This window comes from Streptomyces sp. NPDC002935, assembly GCF_040611295.1.
GTDB lineage: Bacteria > Actinomycetota > Actinomycetes > Streptomycetales > Streptomycetaceae > Streptomyces.
In genome coordinates, this window is sequence record NZ_JBEXNW010000050.1 from 14,326 (window position 1) to 33,731 (window position 19,406).

Annotated in this window: 17 protein-coding genes; 13 read left to right on the plus strand and 4 right to left on the minus strand. The window is 71.4% G+C overall.

Annotated features, from left to right (window positions below):
• Positions 1-165: 165 nt before the first annotated feature.
• Genes ABZX90_RS40010 through ABZX90_RS40025 form a run of 4 tightly spaced genes read right to left on the minus strand, consistent with a single transcriptional unit; the run spans position 166 to position 4,338 of the window.
• Positions 166-1,197, minus strand: a complete 1,032-nt coding sequence (locus ABZX90_RS40010; protein ID WP_351132732.1) for a LacI family DNA-binding transcriptional regulator — start codon at positions 1,195-1,197, stop codon at positions 166-168.
• Complete coding sequence (locus ABZX90_RS40015; RefSeq protein ID WP_351132734.1) at positions 1,194-2,099, minus strand: carbohydrate ABC transporter permease; 906 nt, start codon at positions 2,097-2,099, stop codon at positions 1,194-1,196. Before ABZX90_RS40015 ends, ABZX90_RS40010 begins: the two co-directional genes overlap by 4 nt.
• The gene (locus ABZX90_RS40020) at positions 2,096-3,019 is read right to left on the minus strand and encodes a sugar ABC transporter permease (RefSeq protein WP_351132736.1); all 924 of its coding nucleotides are present in this window, start codon (positions 3,017-3,019) and stop codon (positions 2,096-2,098) included. The genes ABZX90_RS40015 and ABZX90_RS40020 overlap by 4 nt, the downstream gene beginning before the upstream one ends.
• The gene (locus ABZX90_RS40025) at positions 3,016-4,338 is read right to left on the minus strand and encodes an extracellular solute-binding protein (RefSeq protein WP_351132738.1); all 1,323 of its coding nucleotides are present in this window, start codon (positions 4,336-4,338) and stop codon (positions 3,016-3,018) included. Before ABZX90_RS40025 ends, ABZX90_RS40020 begins: the two co-directional genes overlap by 4 nt.
• Positions 4,339-4,546: 208 nt before the next feature.
• Between ABZX90_RS40025 and ABZX90_RS40030 the strand changes: the two genes are divergently transcribed.
• The 13 genes from ABZX90_RS40030 (at position 4,547) to ABZX90_RS40090 (ending at position 19,403) form a co-directional block, all read left to right on the plus strand.
• Positions 4,547-6,568, plus strand: a complete 2,022-nt coding sequence (locus ABZX90_RS40030; RefSeq protein ID WP_355213290.1) for a beta-galactosidase — start codon at positions 4,547-4,549, stop codon at positions 6,566-6,568.
• An 888-nt stretch (positions 6,569-7,456) separates the two neighbouring features.
• Positions 7,457-9,019, plus strand: a complete 1,563-nt coding sequence (locus tag ABZX90_RS40035) for an arabinogalactan endo-1,4-beta-galactosidase (RefSeq protein WP_355213291.1) — start codon at positions 7,457-7,459, stop codon at positions 9,017-9,019.
• A 143-nt stretch (positions 9,020-9,162) separates the two neighbouring features.
• Positions 9,163-9,450 carry a helix-turn-helix domain-containing protein gene (locus tag ABZX90_RS40040; protein WP_351132744.1) on the plus strand — a complete coding sequence of 96 codons (288 nt, stop codon included), beginning with the start codon at positions 9,163-9,165 and terminating at the stop codon, positions 9,448-9,450.
• Positions 9,451-9,454: 4 nt separating this feature from the next.
• The gene (locus tag ABZX90_RS40045; RefSeq protein ID WP_355213292.1) at positions 9,455-10,438 is read left to right on the plus strand and encodes an SMP-30/gluconolactonase/LRE family protein; all 984 of its coding nucleotides are present in this window, start codon (positions 9,455-9,457) and stop codon (positions 10,436-10,438) included.
• A gap of 203 nt (positions 10,439-10,641) precedes the next feature.
• Positions 10,642-11,118, plus strand: coding sequence for a fluoride efflux transporter CrcB (gene crcB, locus ABZX90_RS40050; protein WP_355213293.1), 477 nt, complete (start codon positions 10,642-10,644; stop codon positions 11,116-11,118).
• Positions 11,115-11,519: a DUF190 domain-containing protein gene (locus tag ABZX90_RS40055; RefSeq protein ID WP_351132750.1), complete on the plus strand. Its 405-nt coding sequence runs from the start codon at positions 11,115-11,117 to the stop codon at positions 11,517-11,519. The genes crcB (ABZX90_RS40050) and ABZX90_RS40055 overlap by 4 nt, the downstream gene beginning before the upstream one ends.
• Positions 11,516-11,890 (plus strand): fluoride efflux transporter CrcB, encoded by a 375-nt coding sequence (gene crcB, locus ABZX90_RS40060; RefSeq protein ID WP_355213294.1) that lies wholly within the window; start codon positions 11,516-11,518, stop codon positions 11,888-11,890. Before ABZX90_RS40055 ends, crcB (ABZX90_RS40060) begins: the two co-directional genes overlap by 4 nt.
• A gap of 83 nt (positions 11,891-11,973) precedes the next feature.
• Complete coding sequence (locus ABZX90_RS40065) at positions 11,974-12,810, plus strand: undecaprenyl-diphosphate phosphatase (RefSeq protein ID WP_351132754.1); 837 nt, start codon at positions 11,974-11,976, stop codon at positions 12,808-12,810.
• A gap of 230 nt (positions 12,811-13,040) precedes the next feature.
• Positions 13,041-13,718, plus strand: coding sequence for a FadR/GntR family transcriptional regulator (locus ABZX90_RS40070; protein ID WP_355213315.1), 678 nt, complete (start codon positions 13,041-13,043; stop codon positions 13,716-13,718).
• 241 nt (positions 13,719-13,959) lie between these two features.
• Positions 13,960-14,994, plus strand: a complete 1,035-nt coding sequence (locus ABZX90_RS40075) for an asparaginase (protein ID WP_355213295.1) — start codon at positions 13,960-13,962, stop codon at positions 14,992-14,994.
• Positions 14,995-15,187: 193 nt separating this feature from the next.
• Positions 15,188-16,138 (plus strand): glutaminase, encoded by a 951-nt coding sequence (locus tag ABZX90_RS40080; protein WP_351132758.1) that lies wholly within the window; start codon positions 15,188-15,190, stop codon positions 16,136-16,138.
• Between the two features lie 281 nt (positions 16,139-16,419).
• Positions 16,420-17,826: a polyprenol phosphomannose-dependent alpha 1,6 mannosyltransferase MptB gene (mptB, locus tag ABZX90_RS40085; RefSeq protein ID WP_355213296.1), complete on the plus strand. Its 1,407-nt coding sequence runs from the start codon at positions 16,420-16,422 to the stop codon at positions 17,824-17,826.
• Between the two features lie 80 nt (positions 17,827-17,906).
• Positions 17,907-19,403 (plus strand): glycosyltransferase 87 family protein, encoded by a 1,497-nt coding sequence (locus ABZX90_RS40090; protein WP_355213297.1) that lies wholly within the window; start codon positions 17,907-17,909, stop codon positions 19,401-19,403.
• Positions 19,404-19,406: the final 3 nt, after the last annotated feature.

The following is a 19,406-nucleotide window of genomic DNA, read 5'->3' on the forward strand; positions in this document are numbered from 1 at the left end:
CGGCCGGCTGTCGTGCCGCCGGCGTTCCGACGGTCCTCTCACGCTAAGCCGGGGGAGGCGGGCGTGGCTTCTCGAATCCTGACCGGTGCGCCGGGCCTCCCCGGAGCGGAGCCGGGCCGGGGTGGTTCGGCACCCGGCGCCCGGCTCCGTCCTGCGGGGCGGTCCTCAGGTGGACTCGCGGCGCACCAGTTCCGTCGGCAGGATCACCGCCGCCGGATCCTCGCCGCCGATCTGGGCGAGGAGCACCCGGACCATCTCGGAGCTGATGCGGTCCCAGGGCTGGCGGATGGTGGTGAGGGCCGGGGTGGCGGCCGTGGCGGCGGGGGAGTCGTCGAAGCCGCCGACCGCGACGTCCTCCGGGACCCGGCGGCCCGCCTTGCGAAGCGCGGCCAGCACTCCCTGGGCCATCAGGTCGGAGGCGACGAACACGGCGTCCATGTCCGGGGCGCTGTCGAGGAGACGTTCGGCCCCCGCCTCACCGCTGGCACGGCTGTAGTCACCGGAGGCGATCAGCCGGTCGTCGGCCTCGATGCCCGCCTCGGCGAGCACCTCCCGGTACCCCGCGAGGCGCTCGACACCGCCGGGGGTGTCCAGCGGGCCGGTGACCATACCGATCCGGCGCCGTCCGAGGGAGAGCAGGTGCGTGACCATGTCCCGGGCGCCGTCGCGGTCGTCGGCGGCCACGTAACTCACCTTGGACCCGAGGCCGATGGGCTTGCCGCAGGCGACGAGCGGCACGCCCGCCTCGCGCAGTTCCTCGGCGACCGGATCGCCGGAGTGGCTGGAGACCAGCAGCACCCCGTCGACATGGCCCGCCGTGATGTACCGCGTGATGCGCCGCCGCTCGTCCTTGGTGCCGGCGAGCATCAGCAGGAGAGGCACGTCGTGCGCGGCGAGCGCCTGGGTGCAGCCGCGCAGCAGGACGTTGAAGTTCGGGTCCTCGAAGAACCGCTCCTGGGGCTCGGTCAGCAGGAAGCCGACCGAGTCGGACCGTCCGGTGATCAGCGAACGGGCGTGCCGGTTCACGACATAGCCCGTCCTGCGGATGGCGGCGTTGACCGCTTCCGCCGCCGTGGGGCTCACATAGTGCCCGCCGTTGAGCACACGTGACACGGTGCCGCGTGAGACACCGGCCTCGCGCGCGACATCGTGGATCGTCGGCGGCTTGCGTCGGCCCCCCGTGTTGCTCATGGTCATGACTTTACGGCTCCGGACAGCAGGTCGAGGCTCCAGAACCGTTGGATGACCAGGAACAGCGCGACCAGTGGGACGATCGCGAGCAGGGCGCCGGTGATCACCAGGGTGTACAGGGCCGGGGTGTTGGAGCCCTGTTCGAGGAGCGTGAACAGGCCGAGCGTGATCGGGAACTTCTCGTCGTCGCTGAGCATGATGTAGGGGAGCAGGAAGTTGTTCCACACGGCCACGAACTGGAAGAGGAACACCGTCACCAGACCGGGCACCATCATGGGCAGCGCGACCCGCGTGAAGATCCGCCACTCTCCGGCGCCGTCCATCCGCCCGGCCTCGACCACGTCACCGGGGACCGCCGCGGCGGCGTAGATCCGGGCGAGGTAGACGCCGTACGGAGAGAGGACGAGGGGCAGGAGCACGGACGCGTACGAATCCGTCAGGTCGGCCTTGGCGAGGAGCAGGTACTGCGGGATCGCGAGGATCACCGGCGGCATCAGCACACCCGCCATGAGGACGCTGAAGATGGTCTCGCGGCCCCGGAAGCGGTAGATCGCGAGGGCGTAGCCGCTGATCGCCGAGACGGCCGTCGACAGCAGGGCGCCGAGCCCGGCGTACAGCGCGGAGTTGCCCATCCACTTCCAGTAGATGCCTTCGCGGTAGGCGCTCAGTTCCTTGATGTTCTGAGTGAACCCGGTGCCCGGCAGGAAGGTGAACGTCGAGAACAACTCGCGGCCCGACTTGGTGGCGGCGATCACCACCCAGGCGACGGGCAGCAGACAATAGAGCGCGCCGAGCAGCAGCGTGAGGGTCGGGACCAGGGCGATCCGGCCGCGCAGGGGCGGTCCCTGGGCGGTGCCGGGGGTCGTGCCCGCGGCCGGCACGGCCTTGCGGACGGCAAGAGAACTCATCGTGCTTCCTCCTGCTTGGTACGGGAGTTCGCGGCGCGCAGGAAACCGAAGGACAGGACCAGCGTGGCCACGGCGATGATCACGGCCTCGGCGGCGGCCGCGTAGATGTCACCGGTGTTGAACGCGTCCCGGTAGACCTTCATCAGCGGACTCCAGGTGGTGGAGACGGAGTTGGTGAGGGGTTTGAGGGTGGTCGGCTCACTGAACACCTGGAGCGTGGCGATGATCGAGAAGAAGAAGGTCAGCACCAGGGAGGGCGCCACCATCGGGATCTTGATCCGCAGGGCGGTCTGCAGCGGGGTGGCACCGTCCAGCTTCGCCGCCTCGCGGACCTCGGCCGGGATGGCCTGGAGCGAGGTGTAGATGACGATCATGTTGAAGCCGGTGCCGCCCCAGACCGCGATGTTCGACAGCGCGAGGAACAGCGGGCCGCCGTCCAGCAGGTTCGGCTGCGGCATCCCCAGTTTGTCGAGGACGAAGTAGAAGGGGCTGACGTCCGGGAGGTACAGGAAGCCCCACAGCAGCGCGGCCACGACGCCGGGTATGGCGTACGGCAGGAAGATCGCGAGCCGGGTGAAGGGGGCGAGGCGCACCTTCTCTGCGTCGAGCATCAGCGCGAAGAGCAGCGCGAGGCCGAGCATCACCGGCACCACGATGGCGCCGTAGCCCGCCACGCGCAGCGCGCCGTCGACCAGTTCGCTGTCGGTCAGCGCGTCGGTGTAGTTCCTGAGGCCCGCCCAGACCTCGTCGCGGGCGCCGGCACCCAGACCGAGGCCCTTGACCTGGACCTTGTGCAGGCTCAGCCAGATCGCGTAGCCGATGGGCAGTGCGAAGAAGAGGACGAAGAGGATCGTCGCGGGGAGGAGAAAACCGTACGGGGCCCCCTTGACCCCGTACGGCTTCCGGCGTGCGGTCGTCACTGAGCGACCCCGAAGCCCTGCTTCTTGAGGTCGGCGACGGTGGCGTCCTGCATCGTCGTCAGGGCGGCACCGAAGTCCGACTTGTTCTTCGCGGCGGCGCCGAAGGCGTCGTTGAAGGACGTGTAGGCGACGTTCACGTTCGGGCCCCACGCGGACGGGGCGGTGCTCTTGGCGATCTCCGAGGCCTTGGTGTAGAAGTCCGGCTGGTTGGAGAAGAACGCCGGCGGCTGCGCGAACGCGTCACTGGTCTGCGCGCTCGTGGACGCCGGGTAGATCCCGCTCTCCTTGGCCAGCGCGGCCACCGCCTGCGGGTCCGTGTTCAGCCAGGCGGCGAACTTCGCTGCGGCCGCCTTGTGCGGGGAGTCCGTGGTGACGGCCGTCGAGGAGCCGCCCCAGCTGCCGGTGACGTTCTCGCCGGCCGACCACTGCGGCAGCGGGGCCATCGCCCACTTGCCCTTGGTGTCCGGGGCCGCCGTGGTCAGGGTGCCGGGCGCCCACACCGCGCTCACCCAGGCGATCTGCTTGCCGGTGTTCAGCGCCTTGTTCCAAGCGGGCTGGTACATCGGCTGGTTGTCGATCGCGCCCTCCTTGACGAGACCGCCCCAGAAGTCGGCGACCTTCTGGGTGGCCGTGTCGTCGATCCCGACCTTCCACTTGCCGCCGGAGGCGGTCCACCACTTGGCGCCCGCCTGCTGCGCCAGACCTGCGAAGAGGCCGGAGTCGTTGGCGGAGAAGGTGGTCAGCGCCTTGTCCGGTGCCTTCTTCTTCAGCGCGCGGGCGGTCTCGGCGAACTGCTCCCAGGTCGTCGGAACCGTCAGGCCGTACTTCTTGAACAGGTCCGCGCGGTAGTAGAACATCATCGGGCCGATGTCCTGCGGGATCGCGTAGACCGCGTCCGTGCCCAGCGTCGTCTGCTGCCAGACGCCCTCGGCGAACTTGGACTTGGCCTCTTTGGACTCGGCGGCTATGTCGGCGAGCGCGTCATTGCTGACCAGCGTCGGCAGCGCCTGGTACTCGGCCTGGACCAGGTCCGGTGCCTTCTTCGCCTTGTGCGCGGTGAGGATCTTGGTGACGAGGGTGTCGCCGGACGCCTGCTTCTTCACCGTGACGGTGATGTGCTGCTTCTTCCCCGGCCCCTTGTTCCAGAGGTCGACGACCTTGTCCATGCCCGGCGCCCAGGTCCAGAACGTCAGCGACGCTGGTCCGGACTGGGATGCGCTCTTGTCGTCGTCGGACGAGCCGCAGGCGGCGAGCGAGGTGGCGCCGAGGACGACGGCGATGGTGCTGGCCACGAGGCGGTTGTGCTTCGTGTTGGGCATGGAACGTTCTCCCCTGACCTGGGCCTCCGCCTGCTGCGGAGGCCTGCCCTATTGGTGCGCGGTGTGCGCTCCGTGCTTCTGTGAGCGTTCACAGTAGAGAAACATCCCGGACACTTGTCAATGGTTGTTGCTGTGCGGTTATGTTGGACTCACGCCGCTGGCGCTGTGTGTGCACGTTCCCAAATGATCGATTACATGGGAGAGATCCATGCCGGAGACCAACCCCAAGGGCCTCACCGGGCTCGCCTTCGGTGGGGACTACAACCCCGAGCAGTGGCCGGAAAGCGTCTGGCCCGAGGACGTCCGGCTGATGCGCGAGGCGGGCGTCACGATGGTGAGCGTCGGGATCTTCTCCTGGGCGCTTCTCGAACCGGTTCCGGGCACCTATGAGTTCGGCTGGCTCGACCGCCTGCTCGACCTGCTGCACGAGAACGGCATACGTGCGGACCTGGGTACCCCGACCGTCGCGCCGCCCGCCTGGTTCTACCGCGAACACCCCGAAGCGCTCCCCGTGGCCGCCGACGGCACCCGCTACTCCTTCGGCTCACGCGGCGCCATCTGTCACAGCAACCCCGACTACCGCGCCGCCGCGGCCTCCATCACGACGCGGCTCGCGACCCGGTACGCCGACCACCCCGCGCTCGCCCTGTGGCACGTCCACAACGAGTACGGCGTCCCCGTCTCGGCCTGCTACTGCGATTCCTGCGCCGCGCACTTCCGCACCTGGCTGACCACCACCTACGGCACCGTCGACGACCTCAACGAGGCATGGGGGACCGCATTCTGGGGCCAGCGCTACGCCGGCTTCGACCAGATCGACCCGCCGCGGCTGACCCCGACCGTCGGCAATCCGGCGCAGGCACTGGACTACAAGCGGTTCGCCGACGCCACCATGCGCGAGAACTTCGTGGCCGAACGCGACATCCTGCACCACCTCGCGCCCGGCATCCCGGTCACCACCAACTTCATGACGGCCCTCAGCCAGTGCGACTCGATCGACTACTGGGCCTGGGGCCGCGAGGTCGACCTCGTCACCAACGACCACTACCTGATGACCGACGGCCGCCGCACCCACGTGAACCTCGCGATGGCCGCCGACCTCACCCGATCGGTCGCGGGCGGCGCTCCCTGGCTGCTCCTCGAACACTCCACCTCGGGTGTCAACTGGCAGCCGCGCAACCCCGCCAAGGCGCCCGGACAGATGGCCCGCAACTCCCTCTCCCACGTGGCGCGCGGCTCCGAGGGCGCCCTGTTCTTCCAGTGGCGGCAGTCCCGGCGCGGCGCCGAGAAGTTCCACTCCTCGATGCTGCCGCACGCCGGAACTGATTCGCGGGTGTGGCGCGAGGTCGTCGAACTCGGCGCGTCCATCGACGCGTTGGCCGCCGCCAAGGGCACCCGCACGGTCGCCGACGTGGCCGTTTTGTGGGACTGGCAGTCCTGGTGGGCTCAGAGCCTCCAGTGGCGCCCGAGCGAGGACCACGACGCACGCGAGCGCGCCGACGCCTTCTACGAGGCCCTCTACGACCGCCACCTCACGGTCGACTTCGCCCACCCGGAAGCCGACTTGTCGGCCTATCCCCTTGTCGTCGTACCCGCCCTCTATCTGATGACCGAGGCCGCGGGGAACAACCTCACGGAGTACGTCGACAACGGCGGCACCCTCCTCGTCTCGTACTTCTCCGGCATCGTCGACGAGCACGACGCCGTGTACGAGGGACCCCACCCCGGCGCCCTGCGGGACGTACTCGGCCTGACCGTCGAGGAGTTCTCGCCGCTCCTCCAGGGCGAGATGGTCCGGATCACCGGTCCCGACGGCTCCGAACTCACCGGCGACGTGTGGACGGAGTTCGTGGTGCCGCGCGGCGCCGAGACCGTCTGGACGTACGCCGACGGGCTCGCCGCCGGCCACCCGGCGATCACCCGGCACCAGAGCGGCGCCGGCTCGGCCTGGTACGTGTCGACGCGTCTCGGAGCGGCGGGGCTGGACGCCCTGATCGGCTGGGCGGCCGACGACGCGCGCATCGCGCCGCGCGCCGAACTGCCCCGCGATGTCGAAGTGGTGCGCCGCACCGGCGAGTCGGGCACCTACGTCTTCGCCGTCAACCACACCTCGGCGGACGCCAAGGTGCCGCTGGACGCACACGGCACCGAGCTCCTGACGGGCGAACGCGCCGCGGGCCGGCTCGTGGTTCCGGCGGGCGCCGTACGGGTCGTACGTCTGGACGGCTGACCGGGTCGGTGGCTGACCGGGCCGACGGTCGTGCGGGCCGGCAGTCGTGCGGGCCGGCGGTCGTGCGAGTCGTCCGACGCGCGTGGCCCGGACGGCCAACCGGCTTGCGGGGTGCAGAACTTGCTCGTGTCCGGCCCCACGGTCGACCGGGTCGGCGAACGGTGGTCCGCACCACATGCTGCCGGGGCGGCCGACGCGGCAGACAGAACAAGCCGCAAAATCCGCCGATTCTGCGGCTGCACCGAGAGCCGTCCGTGCCGCAACCCGACGGCGGCACCGAAAGCCGTCCGGACCACAACCCGGCGGCGGCACCGAAAGCCGTCCGGACCACAACCCGGCGGCGCTGACAGCTCCGGTCGCCCAGGCCCGCGCAACGCAGCGACCACCGTCCGGGTTGCGGCCCTGGTGACCGCCCCTCAGCCCGTCGGGGCCGCAACCCGGCAACCGCAGGTGCTACCCGCTGACCACCCCGAGCCGTTGGGGTCGCAATCCGGCGACCACATTCCGGTTGTTGGGGCCGCACTCCAGCGATCACCACCCCGAGTCATCGGGCTCGCAATCCGACGACTGCACCCACCCGTCGGGTCGCAATCCGGCAACCGCCTCAGCCGTCGTGGCCGCAACACGGGCGGCCGCTCCGAATCGAACCGAGCCGTCCGGGTCGCGCAACCCGGTGGCTGCCCCCGATCCCGCCGGGTCACGACCCGGTGACCGCCCCGCCCGGACGGGTTCCGCACCCGCCGGTCGGTCCAACAGCCGTCCGAGTCAAGGCACTCGACGGCGAGCCGACTCCCCTCCGCCCGTGTGAGCCATGTAGCCGCGGGCGGAGGGGTCCGCCCCCGGGCCACCGGGGGCACCCCCTCCCCAACGTCGAAGGGACGACGGACGATGAAGTTCCATCCCAGACGCACACTCAGGGCCCTGCTGTTGCCGCTGGCGGCGGGGCTCGCCCTCACCGCCCTCCCCGCGCAGACCGCGCACGCGGCGAGCACCCTGACCAACGCCGGATTCGAGGCCGACGGGACCGGCGCCGCCGTGCCCAGCGGCTGGTCGGAGTCCGGCAGCACCGGCGCCTCGTACGTCGAGGCCGGTGGCCACGGCGGGAGTTACCGCCTCAGCCACTACTCCGCCTCGGCGTACAAGGTGGAGACGTACCAGTACCTCTCCGGGCTGACCAACGGGAACTACAAGCTCACCGCCTGGGTGCGTTCGGGCGGTGGGCAAAACTCCGCCTACCTCGCCCTGAAGAACTGCGGCGGCACCGAACAGCGCACCGACCTGCCCGTCTCCGCGAGCGGATGGATCCACCTGGTCGTGCCCGTCGCCGTGACGAGCAACCAGTGCACGATCAGCGTCTACTCCGACGCCAACGCCGGAAACTGGATCAACGTCGACGACCTGACGTTCACCTCAGGCACCACCGGACTGTCCGTCAAGGGCTCCGACATCTCCTCCCTCGCCAAGAGCGAGGCCTACGGCGGGGTCTACAAGACCAGCTCCGGCACCACCGGTGACGCGCTCGCCATCCTCAAGTCCTCCGGGATGAACTACGCGCGCCTCAAGGTCTGGGTGAATCCGGTCGACGGCTACAACAACAAGGCCCGCGTGCTCGCGATGGCCAAGCGCGTCAAGGCGCAGGGCATGAAGCTCCTGGTCGACTTCCACTACTCGGACACCTGGGCCGACCCCGGCACCCAGACCAAGCCGGCCGCCTGGGCCGGACATTCGTACAGCCAGCTCAAGACGGACGTCTACAACCACACGTACGACGTCCTGAACGCCCTGAAGGCGCAGGGCACCACGGCCGACATGGTGCAGATCGGCAACGAGATCAACGGCGGCATGCTCTGGTCCGAGGGCTCCACGGACAACTTCGCGCAGCTAGCCGGACTGCTCAACTCCGGCTACGACGCGGCCAAGGCGGTCAGCTCCTCGACCGTCGTGGCCCTGCACCTCGCCAAGGGCGGCGACCTCGCCGGAACCCGCTGGTGGTTCGACAGCGCGGTGTCCAACGGCGTGAAGTTCGACGCCATCGGCCTGTCGTACTACGGCTACTGGCACGGCTCGCTCTACGACTTCCAGACCACCCTCGACGACGCGGCCACCCGCTACGGCAAGCCGGTCTTCCTCGCCGAGACGGCCTATCCCTTCCGTCTGGACAGCGACGACGCGCTCGTCAACCAGATCGACACGACCGGTGAACTGGTCTCCGGCTACGCGGCCTCGACCGCCGGGCAGTCCAACTGGCTGCGGGACGTCATGAACATCGTGGAGGCCGTGCCGAACGGCCGCGGTCTGGGCGTCTTCTACTGGGAGGCCACCTGGACGGCGGTCACTGGCAACGGCTGGGACCCGGCCGACTCCACCTCCGGCAACGGATGGGAGAACCAGGCCCTGTTCGGCTTCGACGACAAGGCCCTTCCGGCCATGTCCCTGTTCAGTCACCGCTGAGCGCGACGGGGCCCGGCCGCCGGTGCGGCCGGGCCCCGTGCGTTTTCGGAGCCGTTCGGCTCCGGCCAGGGTCGTGGAAGGCCGTGCGTGCCGCCCCGGGCTGCGGGACAGTAGCGGGAGACGCCACGACGGAGGGGGACGAGATGCTCAAGGGGCCCGCCAATGGGCAACGGCTGGACATCCTGGAGTGGTTGCGGGACCCCGCCGCGCACTTCCCCCGGCAGCGCCGCGGCGACCTCGTCGAGGACGGTGTCAGCCCCGAGATCCTCGCCGACAAGCTCGGTGTGAGCCGGGCCGTGGCCCGCACCCACCTCGACCTCCTCACCAGGGTCGGTCTGCTCCGTGCCAAGAAGGTCGGGCGGCGGACCTACTACCGCCGCGACGAGTACCGCATCGCCGAGGTCAGCCACTTCTTCGAGAAGGGCTGGTAGGCGCGTGGGACACCGGTCCACGACGGCCGAGGGGCCCACCGCCCTCGTGCCCCGGCACCTCGTGCCGCTCGGCGGCCGCGGCCCCGAGGACGTGGTGGCCGACGCCCGGGGCGGGGTCCTGACCGGCCTGGAGGACGGCCGCATCATCCGCGTCCACGGGCTCGGCGATCCCGTCCGCAGCAACGTCCGGGTCGTCGCCGAGACGGGCGGCAGACCACTCGGCCTCGAACTCCTGCCGGACAATGCTCTGCTGGTCTGCGACGCCGAACGCGGACTGCTGCGGATCGGACTCGACGACGGGGTCGTCCGCGTCCTCGCCGACCGGGTCGCCGGTGCGCCCCTGCGGTTCTGCAGCAACGTGGTCGCCCTCGCGGACGGCACCGTGTACTTCACGGTCTCCAGCCGGAGCTACCCCCTCAAGCAATGGATTGGCGATCTCGTCGAGCACACCGGGACCGGTCGCCTGCTGCGGCTCGCACCGGGGGAGACGGAACCCGAAGTGCTCCTGGAGGGGCTGCAGTTCGCCAATGGCATCGCCCCGTCGGCCGACGAGTCCTTCCTCGTCGTCGCCGAGACCGGCCTGTCGCGCCTCACCCGTTACTGGCTCACCGGGCCCCGGGCGGGCCACGCCGAGACCTTCCTCGACGACCTCCCCGGCCAGCCGGACAACCTCTGGCGCGCCCCGGGCGGTCCGATCTGGGTGGCGCTGGCGGGGCCCCGCGTCGGCGCCCTGGAACTCCTGCACCGCCGGGGCCCGGCCGTCCGGCGCACCGCGGCCCGGCTCGCCGTACGCGCCCCCTTCCGTCCGCCGGGCACGATGGGCGCCCTCGCCGTCGACGACACGGGCCGTGTCCTGCACCACATGGAAGGCCGCCGTGCGCGGTACCGCATGGTCACGAGCGCCTGTGAGGCCGACGGCCGGCTGATCCTGGGAAGCATCTGGGAGCGAGGCCTGGCGGTCTGTGATCTGCCCGGCGCCACCGACTGAGCCGCCGCGCCGGGCCCGTCGGGGGACGGTCCGCGGGTGCGCGTCCCGCACCCCCGGCGGTACCCTGTTCACCGGCCGCGATCTTGCGTCGTGGCGCGGCGGTGGGGCCCGCCGTACCCGAACCGCGGCACGGATGCCGCCGACGGTCCCTGCTTGCGATGCCGTGTGCCCGCACCGGCCCGGCGAGTAGGAGTGCCAGGTACATGACAGTCCCGCGACCTGAGCGCGTCGACGCATTCGGCACTCCCGAGCGCGCTCCCGCGCGCACGGCGTCCCCCTGGCGCGGCCAGGGCCCGGTCGTCGCGATGGTCTCGCTGGGCGGCGCCATCGGCGCCACGGCCCGCTACGGAGCGGGGCAGCTGTGGCCCACGCCGGCCGGCGCCTTCCCCTGGACGACGTTCGCGATCAACGTCGTGGGCTGCGCCGTGATCGGCGTCTTCATGGTGCTGATCACCGACGTATGGGCGGCGCACCGCCTCGTCCGTCCCTTCTTCGGCACCGGAGTCCTCGGCGGCTTCACCACCTTCTCGACGTACGCCGTCGACATCCGGACACTGGTCGCCACGGGCCACCCGGGCACCGGGCTCGGCTATCTCGCCGCGACGCTGTGCGCGGCACTCGCGGCGGTGTGGCTCGGGGTGACGGCGGCCCGCCGCGCCCTGGTATGGAGGCGGCGATGACAAGGCTGACGGGCGGCGCCCTGCGGGTGACGATCTTCATCGGCGAGAACGACACCTGGCACCGCAAGCCGCTCTACGCGGAGATCGTGCACCGCGCCCACGCGGCGGGCCTCGCGGGTGCCAGCGTCTTCCGGGGCATCGAGGGTTTCGGCGCCTCCTCATTGATCCACACCTCGCGGCTGCTCTCGCTCAGCGAGGACCTTCCGGTGGCCGTGATCGTCGTGGACACCGAGGAGCGCGTACGGGCTTTCCTGCCGGAGCTGGACGAACTCGTCACCGAGGGGCTGGTGATCCTCGACGACTGCGAGGTCATCCGCTACGTGGGACGGGGCGGTGCTCCTGAGGACCCGTCCGGCGCCGCCGGTGGCGGAACGCCTGGGAAGAGTGAGAAGTCGTCGTGAACTGGCTGCTGGTGATCATCGGTGCCGCGGTCGGCGCACCCCTGCGCCATCTGACGGACCGGGCGGTGCAGCTGAGGCACGATACGGTCTTCCCCTGGGGCACCCTCGTCGTCAATGTGACAGGGTGCCTGGTCCTTGGCCTGCTGACCGGCGCCGCCTCGGCGGGTCAGGTGTCCGAACACCTGCAGCTGCTGATCGGGACCGGTCTGTGCGGGGCACTGACCACGTACTCGACGTTCTCGTACGAGACCCTGCGGCTGACCGAGACCGGTGCGGGGTTCTACGCTGCCGCCAACGTGGTCGTGAGCGTCCCGGCGGGCCTCGGCGCGGCGTTCGCCGGGGTCTCGTTTGCGCAAGCTTTGTGGACGTAGGTGCCGGGCGTCGTCGCGCATAGGTAACACTGTCTCCTGCACCGTCTACAGCACTGTCGACCAACTCCTCAGAACTGGATCCCATGAGCGTCATCAACGTCGGTCAGGCCGTCGTCCTCGGAGTCGTCGAGGGGGTGACCGAATTCCTTCCCGTCTCCTCGACCGGCCACCTCAAGATCACCGAGGGCCTTATGGGAATCCCCGTCGACGACGACGCCGTCGTCGGCTTCTCCGCGGTCATCCAGGTCGGCGCGATCGCCGCCGTGCTCGTGTACTTCTTCAAGGACATCGTGCGGATCGTCTCCGCCTGGGGGCGCGGGCTGCGCGACAAGGAGGAGCGGCACAGCCACGACTACAAGTTCGCCTGGTGGGTCATCTACGCGACGATCCCGATCGTGGCCGTGGGCCTCGCGGCCAAGCCGCTCATCGAGGGTCCGCTGGCCTCCTTGTGGGTGGTCGCGGGCTCGTTGATCGCGGGCAGTGGCGTGATGTGGGCGGCCGACCAGATGGGCCGTCACAAGCGCGGTGAGGACGACGTCTCGTTCAAGGACGCGATGCTGGTCGGCAGCTCCCAGATCCTCGCCCTGCTCTTCCCCGGCTTCTCGCGCTCCGGTGCCACCATGTCGACGGGCCTCATCCTCGACCTGGACCGCGTCGCCGCCACCCGGCTCTCCTTCTTCCTCGGCATCCCGGCGCTGACCGGCGCGGGCCTGTACGAGCTGAAGGACGCCCTGGGCACCGGTGTGGGCGCCGCCCCGCTGATCGCCGGGACCGTGGTGTCATTCGTGGTCGCCTACGGCTCGATCGCCTGGCTGCTGAAATTCGTCGCCAAGCACTCCTTCAACGCCTTCGTGATCTACCGGATCATCATCGGCGTGGCGCTCTTCGGGCTGCTGGGCGCGGGCGTTCTCGACAGCTGAGACGCCCGCCCCGGGCGCCGGTGCGAGCCGGTCCGAGGGCGCGCGGGCGCCGCTCCGAGGGGGCGCGAAGCCGGTTTCCGGGCTTCGCGCCCCCTCGGTGTTTTCCCCGGGTCCCCGGGTCCCCGTTTCCCGCACTCCGCTTGACATCCCCTCCGGCCGCCCGGAGGATCGCATCCGTGAACCTGTCAGACAGCCAGACAGGTGGGGCGATACCGCGGCGGGTCAGCGCCATGGAAGCGGTGCTCACCCACCTCCGCGACGCCATCGAGCGCGGCGACTACGCCGTCGGCGACAAACTCCCCTCCGAGGCGGAGCTCTGCCGCCGTCTGGAGGTCAGCCGCCCCGTGCTGCGCGAGGCGCTGCGGGCCCTCCAGGTGATGGGCCTGACCGTGTCCCGCACCGGGAAGGGCACCTTCGTGGTCGCCGACGCGGTCGAGGACCCCACCTTCGGCGACTACGCGGCCGGTGACCTGCTCGAAGTGCGGCGCCATGTCGAGATCCCCGTCGCCGGCTACGCGGCCGTGCGCCGCACCCCGGAGAACCTCGACCACCTCGTCCATCTGCTCGACCGGATGGAGCGGGAGACCGACACCACGGCGTGGGTCGCCATGGACACGGTCTTCCACATCGCCATCGCCGAAGCCTCCCAGAACCCGGTCTTCCGCCGTGTCATCGAGGAGATCCGGGACGCGCTGGCACGTCAGTCGGCCTTCCTGAACGAACTCGGCGGCCGTCGCGAGCAGTCGAACCGGGAACACCGGGCGATCGTCGAAGCGCTGGTCGACGGCAGCGAACACGACGCGGTCGAGGCCATGGCCCACCACCTCGACCGCGTGGACACCGCTCTCACCTCCATCGTGCGCCCCGGGCGCACGGACACCCCCACGAAAGGCGGACCCGAGGCGTGAGCACGCACTCCCCGCGGCAGGACATACCCCTGGCGTCGCAGACGCCCTCGCGGAACAGGCCGCCGGCCTCCCGGACGCCCGCAGCGGACGTCCCGATGGCGTCCCTGGCGTCCCTGGCGACCGTGTCCGCCGGAGCGGGCCGGACGACCCGGCCCTGCCGTGCGCCCATCGTCGCGCCGCCGGCCGCGGACCGGTACGGAGCGTGCCGCCCGTACGCCCGGATACGGGTCGGGGCCGACGCGTGAACCCGACCTTGCCGTACGGCGGTCCGCTCACCGCGGCGGCCCCCGCGATCCGCGAACCCCTCCACGCGCCCGTCGCCCATCTCGTACGCGGTGGCGTGATCGAGGGAATCCACTACGGTTCGGTCGTCGTCCTGGCCGCCGACGGCGGCGTGGAGCTCCAGATCGGCGACATCGAGGCCGCCTTCTACCCGCGCTCGGCGCTTAAGCCCGTGCAGGCCGTGGCGATGCTGCGCGCCGGCCTCCCGCTGGACGGCGAACTGCTCGCGCTCACCGCGGCCAGCCACTCCGGCGAGGAACGGCATCTCGCCGGCACCCGACGCATCCTGGAGTCGGCCGGGCTGCCCGAGGGCCGACTGCGCAACATCCCCGACCTGCCCTTCGACCCGGTCGTCCGCGACACCTGGATCCGCGACGGCCGACTGCCCTCCCGGCTCGCCCAGAACTGCTCGGGCAAGCACGCGGCCATGCTGTACACCGCCCACCTCAACGACTGGCCGCTCGACGACTACCTCGACCCGGCCCATCCGCTCCAGCAGGCGATCGCCGCGACCGTCGAGGACCTCACCGGACAGGCGGTCGCCCAGGTCACCGTCGACGGCTGCGGCGCACCCCTGTTCTCCGTCTCGCTGCACGGCCTCGCGCGCGCCGCCGTACGGATCGCCACGGCCGTGCCGGGCACCCCCGAGGCCCGGGTGGCCGACGCGATGCGCGAGCACGCCGAGATGGCCTCCGGATCCGGGCGCGACGTCGCCGCGCTGATGCGGGCCGTGCCGGGGCTGATCGCCAAGGACGGCTTCGAAGGCGTGCAGGTCGCGGCGCTGCCCGACGGCCGCGCCGTCGCCGTGAAGATCGCCGACGGCGCCGACCGGGCGCGTGTCCCGGTGGCCGCCGCCGCCCTGGCACGGGCCGGGGTCGACCCGGCCGCCCTCGCCGAGTTCGCGGGCGCGCCCCTCCTCGGGGGCGGCGCGGTGGTCGGCCGCGTCCATCCCGCCCGCGCCCTCGACCCGCTGAGCCGGCCCGCCTACGCATGACGCGGGGCGTCCGGCGGACGTCGGAGGCACCGCGGACGTCCTCGCCACCCGGCCGTGAGGTGGCCGAACTCGTGCTGGGGGAGAGCCTGTTGCCGCCCGGGCGGTTCGCCAGGCGGCCGCGGCCGGGGACCGTCGCGGGCGAGTTCCCGGGACCACCCGAACCGGTGAGCAGCGGGACCGGACGGGCGGCACAATGGTGATCATGTCCGCGAATTCGTCGTATCCGTCCTCCCTGACCTTCCAGCCGGTCCTGGAGCGCATCGCCACCGAAGTCGCGCAGACGCCGGGACGCGGGCGGCCCGCCGACTACATCCCGGCGCTGGCCGCCTGCGACCCACGCCGTTTCGGCATGGCCGTAGCGGAGCTCGACGGCACGGTGTACGGCGTGGGGGACTGGCGGCAGCCGTTCTCCACGCAGTCCATCACCAAGGTCTTCACGCTCGCCCTCGACCTGGCCCGCGAGGGCGACGAACTGTGGGAACACGTCGGGCGCGAGCCCTCCGGCAACCCGTTCAACTCCCTGGTCCAGCTGGAGTACGAGAACGGCATCCCGCGCAACCCGTTCATCAACGCGGGAGCCCTCGTCGTCACCGACCGGCTGCAGACCCGGACCGGGGACGCGGCCGGCACCCTGCTGGAGTTCCTGCGGGCCGAGAGCGGCAACGCGCAGCTCGCCTTCGACAAGGAGATCGCCGCCTCGGAGACCGCGAACGGCGACCGCAACGCGGCACTCGGCCACTTCATGGCGTCGTACGGCAACATCGACAACCCGGTGCCGGTCCTGCTCGACCAGTACTTCCTGCAGTGCTCGATCGCGGCGTCCTGCGCCGATCTCGCCCTTGCCACCGGCTTCCTGGCCCGGCACGGCATCCGCGCCGACGGCGGCCGGCTGCTCACCCAGAGCCAGGCCAAACAGATCAACGCGATCATGCTGACGTGCGGGACGTACGACGCCGCGGGCGACTTCGCCTACCGGGTGGGGCTTCCGGGCAAGAGCGGGGTGGGCGGCGGCATCATCGCCGTGGTGCCGGGCCGCTGCACGCTGTGCGTCTGGAGCCCGGGCCTCGACGAGCGCGGCAACTCGGTGGCGGGTGTCGCGGCCCTGGACCGCTTCACGACCCTGACCGGGGTGTCGGTCTTCTAACACCTGCCCGCGCCGACGACGGATCGGTGCCGACCGTAGCCACACGCGGACAGCCACTTTGTCCCGACCGCCGGCGTGCCCCGTGCGTACGACCCGACCCGATCGCCGACCGTCCCCATGGTCGTCCCCTGTCGTCCGTGCGCCTCGCGCCGACCGTGTGAGCGGCGCGGCACCGCCGGATTTCGTGCCCACCACATGGAGGTCACACGCCTGACCCCGCCAGGAGAGCACCACGTCGCCTTCCGGCCACCCGGCGTTGACACGCTTGCGGAGTGTTGGCCATGGCTTTCCCCGTCGATCTCCGCCGCTGCCAGGCTCTGGGCCTGGCCGGTACCGCCTTCCTCGCGCTGGGCGGCGAGACCGCGGGGGCCCTGCCCGCGCGGGACCTCCTCGCCCCCGAGTCGGGGCGTGCCGTCCTGGGCCTGGTCGGGGTGTACTTCGGCGTCGTTCTGCTGATAGCGGCCTGGGCGCTGCTGGGTACCGTCGTACGCGGGCCCGAACCCCCGACTCCGCGTTCCCTGCTGCTCGTTCTGGCCACCTGGGCGGCGCCGCTGCTGCTCGCGCCACCGCTGTTCAGCCGGGACGTCTACAGCTATCTCGCGCAGGGCGCCATGGTCGACGCCCACATCGACGTGTACGCGTACGGACCCGCGCAGCTCGGCGGCCCGCTCGCCGACGAGGTGGCGCCCGTGTGGCAGCAGACGACGACGCCGTACGGCCCGGTCTTCCTCGCCGTGGCCCGCGGCCTGTCGGCGCTGACCCGCGGGGAGATACCGACCGGACTGCTCGGCATGCGCATGGTCGCCCTGCTCGGCGTCGCCCTGATGGCGGCCGCGCTGCCCCGCCTCGCCCGGCACAGCGGCGCCGATCCGGCCGCCGCGCTGTGGCTGGGCGCCCTCAACCCCCTCGTCCTGCTCCACCTGGTGGCCGGTGCCCACAACGACGCCATCATGCTGGGTCTGCTCGGTGTCGGCCTGGTGGCCGCGCGCGGCCGATGGCCCGTCCTGGGCGTCGTCCTGATCACTCTCGCCGCACTCGTCAAGGCGCCCGCCGTGCTCGGCCTGGTGGCGGTCGTCGCTTTGCGCGGGCGCGGGCGGGGGCGCCGGGGGATCGCCAGGGCCACGGTGACGACCGCGGTGGTCGCGGTCGCGACGACGGTCGCCGCGACGGCGGTGGCCGGTACCGGGTACGGCTGGATAGCCGCCCTGAAGACGCCCGTCTCGCCGCACAACTGGTCACCCACCAGCGTCCTCGGCCGTGCCACCGGCGCCCTGCTGCAGAAGCTGGGCAGCGGGCTCGCGCCGCTCGCGATGCCCGCCTGGCACGCGGCCGGACTCGTGGCGACCGTGGGCCTGCTGCTGTTCATATGGCTGCGACTGCGGCCGCACCCGGTCTACGCGCTCGGCCTGAGTCTGGCCGCGGTGGCGGTGCTCGGTCCGGCGATCCGGCCCTGGTACGCGCTGTGGGGCCTGTTCCTGATCGCGGCGGCGGCCCCCACCGGTTCGGTACGGGGCAGGGTCGCCGCCGCCAGCGCGGTGCTCGCCCTCGCGGTGCTGCCGAGCGGGGCACCGGCGGACGTCGAGCAGGTGATCCTCGCCGTCTCCGGGGGAGTGCTCGCCCTCGTCGTGCTCTGGCAGGCCCACCAGGCGGCGCAGCCGAACGCACCGGTACTGGAGCGGACGGCATGACGGGAGACCCGAAGCGTGGGACGGGTCCGAGCGGGTCGAGCGGGTCGAAGGGGACTGCGGGAGTGAAGGCGGGGAACGGCATGCGGGGTCCGAGCGGCCTGGCGGCGGTGCTGAGCACCGATCGCCGGCGCCTTGTCCTCGTCCTCGGACTGGCCGTCGTCGTCGGCGTGTTCACGGCCACCGTGCCGCTGCTGCGCGACTGGTTCGACCTGCGTGTGTACTACGGGGCGGTGGACACCTGGGTCCACCACGGCGGCAGTATCTACGACTACCGGATGCCGGGAACGACGTACGGCTTCACCTACCCGCCGTTCGCGGCCCTCGGCATGCTGCCCATGGCACTGGTCGGGCTGCGCACGGCGATCGCCATCGCGCTGGTGATCAACCTCGCCGCGCTGGCCTGTGTGGTGGGGATCCTGGTCGGACCCGCGCTGCGCCGCTACGGCTGGTTCGGTTTCGCCCTGGCGGCCTGTCTGCTGGCCCTGCTCGAACCGGTCCGCGACACCTTCAGCTTCGGCCAGGTCAACCTGGTGCTGCTCGCCCTGGTGCTGAGCGACGCCTGGCTGCTGGCCGGCGGGCGGGGCCGCTGGGCCGGCGTGGGTATCGGCCTCGCCGCGGCGATCAAGCTCACCCCGGCGCTGTTCATCGTGCTGCTGCTGCTCGGCCGCCGTCGGCGCGCCGCCGGGGTCGCGACGGCCGTCGCCGCCGCGGCCACCGCGCTGGCGGCCTGGGCGGCGCCGGACGCCTCACGCTTCTACTGGACCGACGCGCTGTGGGACACGACTCGCATCGGTCGCCTGGACTATGTCTCCAACCAGTCGTTGCAGGGAGTGCTGGCCCGGCTCGTGGCCCCGGAGGATCCGAGCCGGGCCCTGTGGGCGACGGTCGCCCTGCTGGTCCTGTGCGTCTGGGCCCGGCGGACCTCGCGGGCCCTGGCCGACGACGACTGGACCGCGGCGTTCGCCCTCACGGGCCTGGCCGCCTGTCTCGTCAGCCCGATCACCTGGGTGCACCATCTCGTCTGGTTGCTGCCGTCGTTCGCCGTGCTGCTGCACAGGCGCCGGTTGGGGGTCGCGGCGGTTCTGTACGCGGTGCTGTGCAGCAGCGTGGTGTGGCTGTGGTTCGACGACGCGTCGGGCCTCGACGGATTCCTGGGCAGCAACGTCTATACGTGGGTGACGCTCGGGCTGCTGCTGTGGCTGCCCGCCGGTCAGCCGCGCGGGGCCCGGGCTGACTTGATCCGCAGGGCGAGAGCGACGCTCGCAGCACCCAGACCCGCGGCGCCCGCGATCTCGGCCGCGTCGGACCAGTCGAGCCCCTCGCCGTCCGGGAGCGCGGCGGCCGCGGGCTGTGCGGTGGTGACGGGCGGTGCGGCGGAACCGGGCCGTGCGCTGAGGCCGGGCCGCGCGGCGGAACCGGCCCGGGTGGCGGAACCTGCCGGGGCGGAGGGACCGGCCGCCGGAACGGCGTGTGTGTCGAGCAGTGTTCCCACGGGATCGACACGGCCGGCCGCCTCGAAGCCCCAGTCCAGCAGCGAGCGCGCCTCCTCGTACACGGTGACGCCGCCGCCCGCCTGAGGG

Bases quoted from the DNA above. Each gene is read 5' to 3' on its own strand.
- ABZX90_RS40040 (WP_351132744.1), top strand. From the start codon at position 9,163: ATGCTCAAGGGGCCCGCCAATGGGCAACGGCTGGACATCCTGGAGTGG.
- ABZX90_RS40025 (WP_351132738.1), bottom strand. From the start codon at position 4,338: ATGCCCAACACGAAGCACAACCGCCTCGTGGCCAGCACCATCGCCGTC.
- ABZX90_RS40065 (WP_351132754.1), top strand. From the start codon at position 11,974: ATGAGCGTCATCAACGTCGGTCAGGCCGTCGTCCTCGGAGTCGTCGAG.
- mptB (WP_355213296.1), top strand. From the start codon at position 16,420: ATGGCTTTCCCCGTCGATCTCCGCCGCTGCCAGGCTCTGGGCCTGGCC.
- ABZX90_RS40080 (WP_351132758.1), top strand. From the start codon at position 15,188: ATGGTGATCATGTCCGCGAATTCGTCGTATCCGTCCTCCCTGACCTTC.
- crcB (WP_355213293.1), top strand. From the start codon at position 10,642: ATGACAGTCCCGCGACCTGAGCGCGTCGACGCATTCGGCACTCCCGAG.
- ABZX90_RS40035 (WP_355213291.1), top strand. From the start codon at position 7,457: ATGAAGTTCCATCCCAGACGCACACTCAGGGCCCTGCTGTTGCCGCTG.
- ABZX90_RS40010 (WP_351132732.1), bottom strand. From the start codon at position 1,197: ATGACCATGAGCAACACGGGGGGCCGACGCAAGCCGCCGACGATCCAC.
- ABZX90_RS40070 (WP_355213315.1), top strand. From the start codon at position 13,041: ATGGAAGCGGTGCTCACCCACCTCCGCGACGCCATCGAGCGCGGCGAC.
- ABZX90_RS40090 (WP_355213297.1), top strand. From the start codon at position 17,907: ATGCGGGGTCCGAGCGGCCTGGCGGCGGTGCTGAGCACCGATCGCCGG.
- ABZX90_RS40030 (WP_355213290.1), top strand. From the start codon at position 4,547: ATGCCGGAGACCAACCCCAAGGGCCTCACCGGGCTCGCCTTCGGTGGG.
- ABZX90_RS40055 (WP_351132750.1), top strand. From the start codon at position 11,115: ATGACAAGGCTGACGGGCGGCGCCCTGCGGGTGACGATCTTCATCGGC.
- ABZX90_RS40015 (WP_351132734.1), bottom strand. From the start codon at position 2,099: ATGAGTTCTCTTGCCGTCCGCAAGGCCGTGCCGGCCGCGGGCACGACC.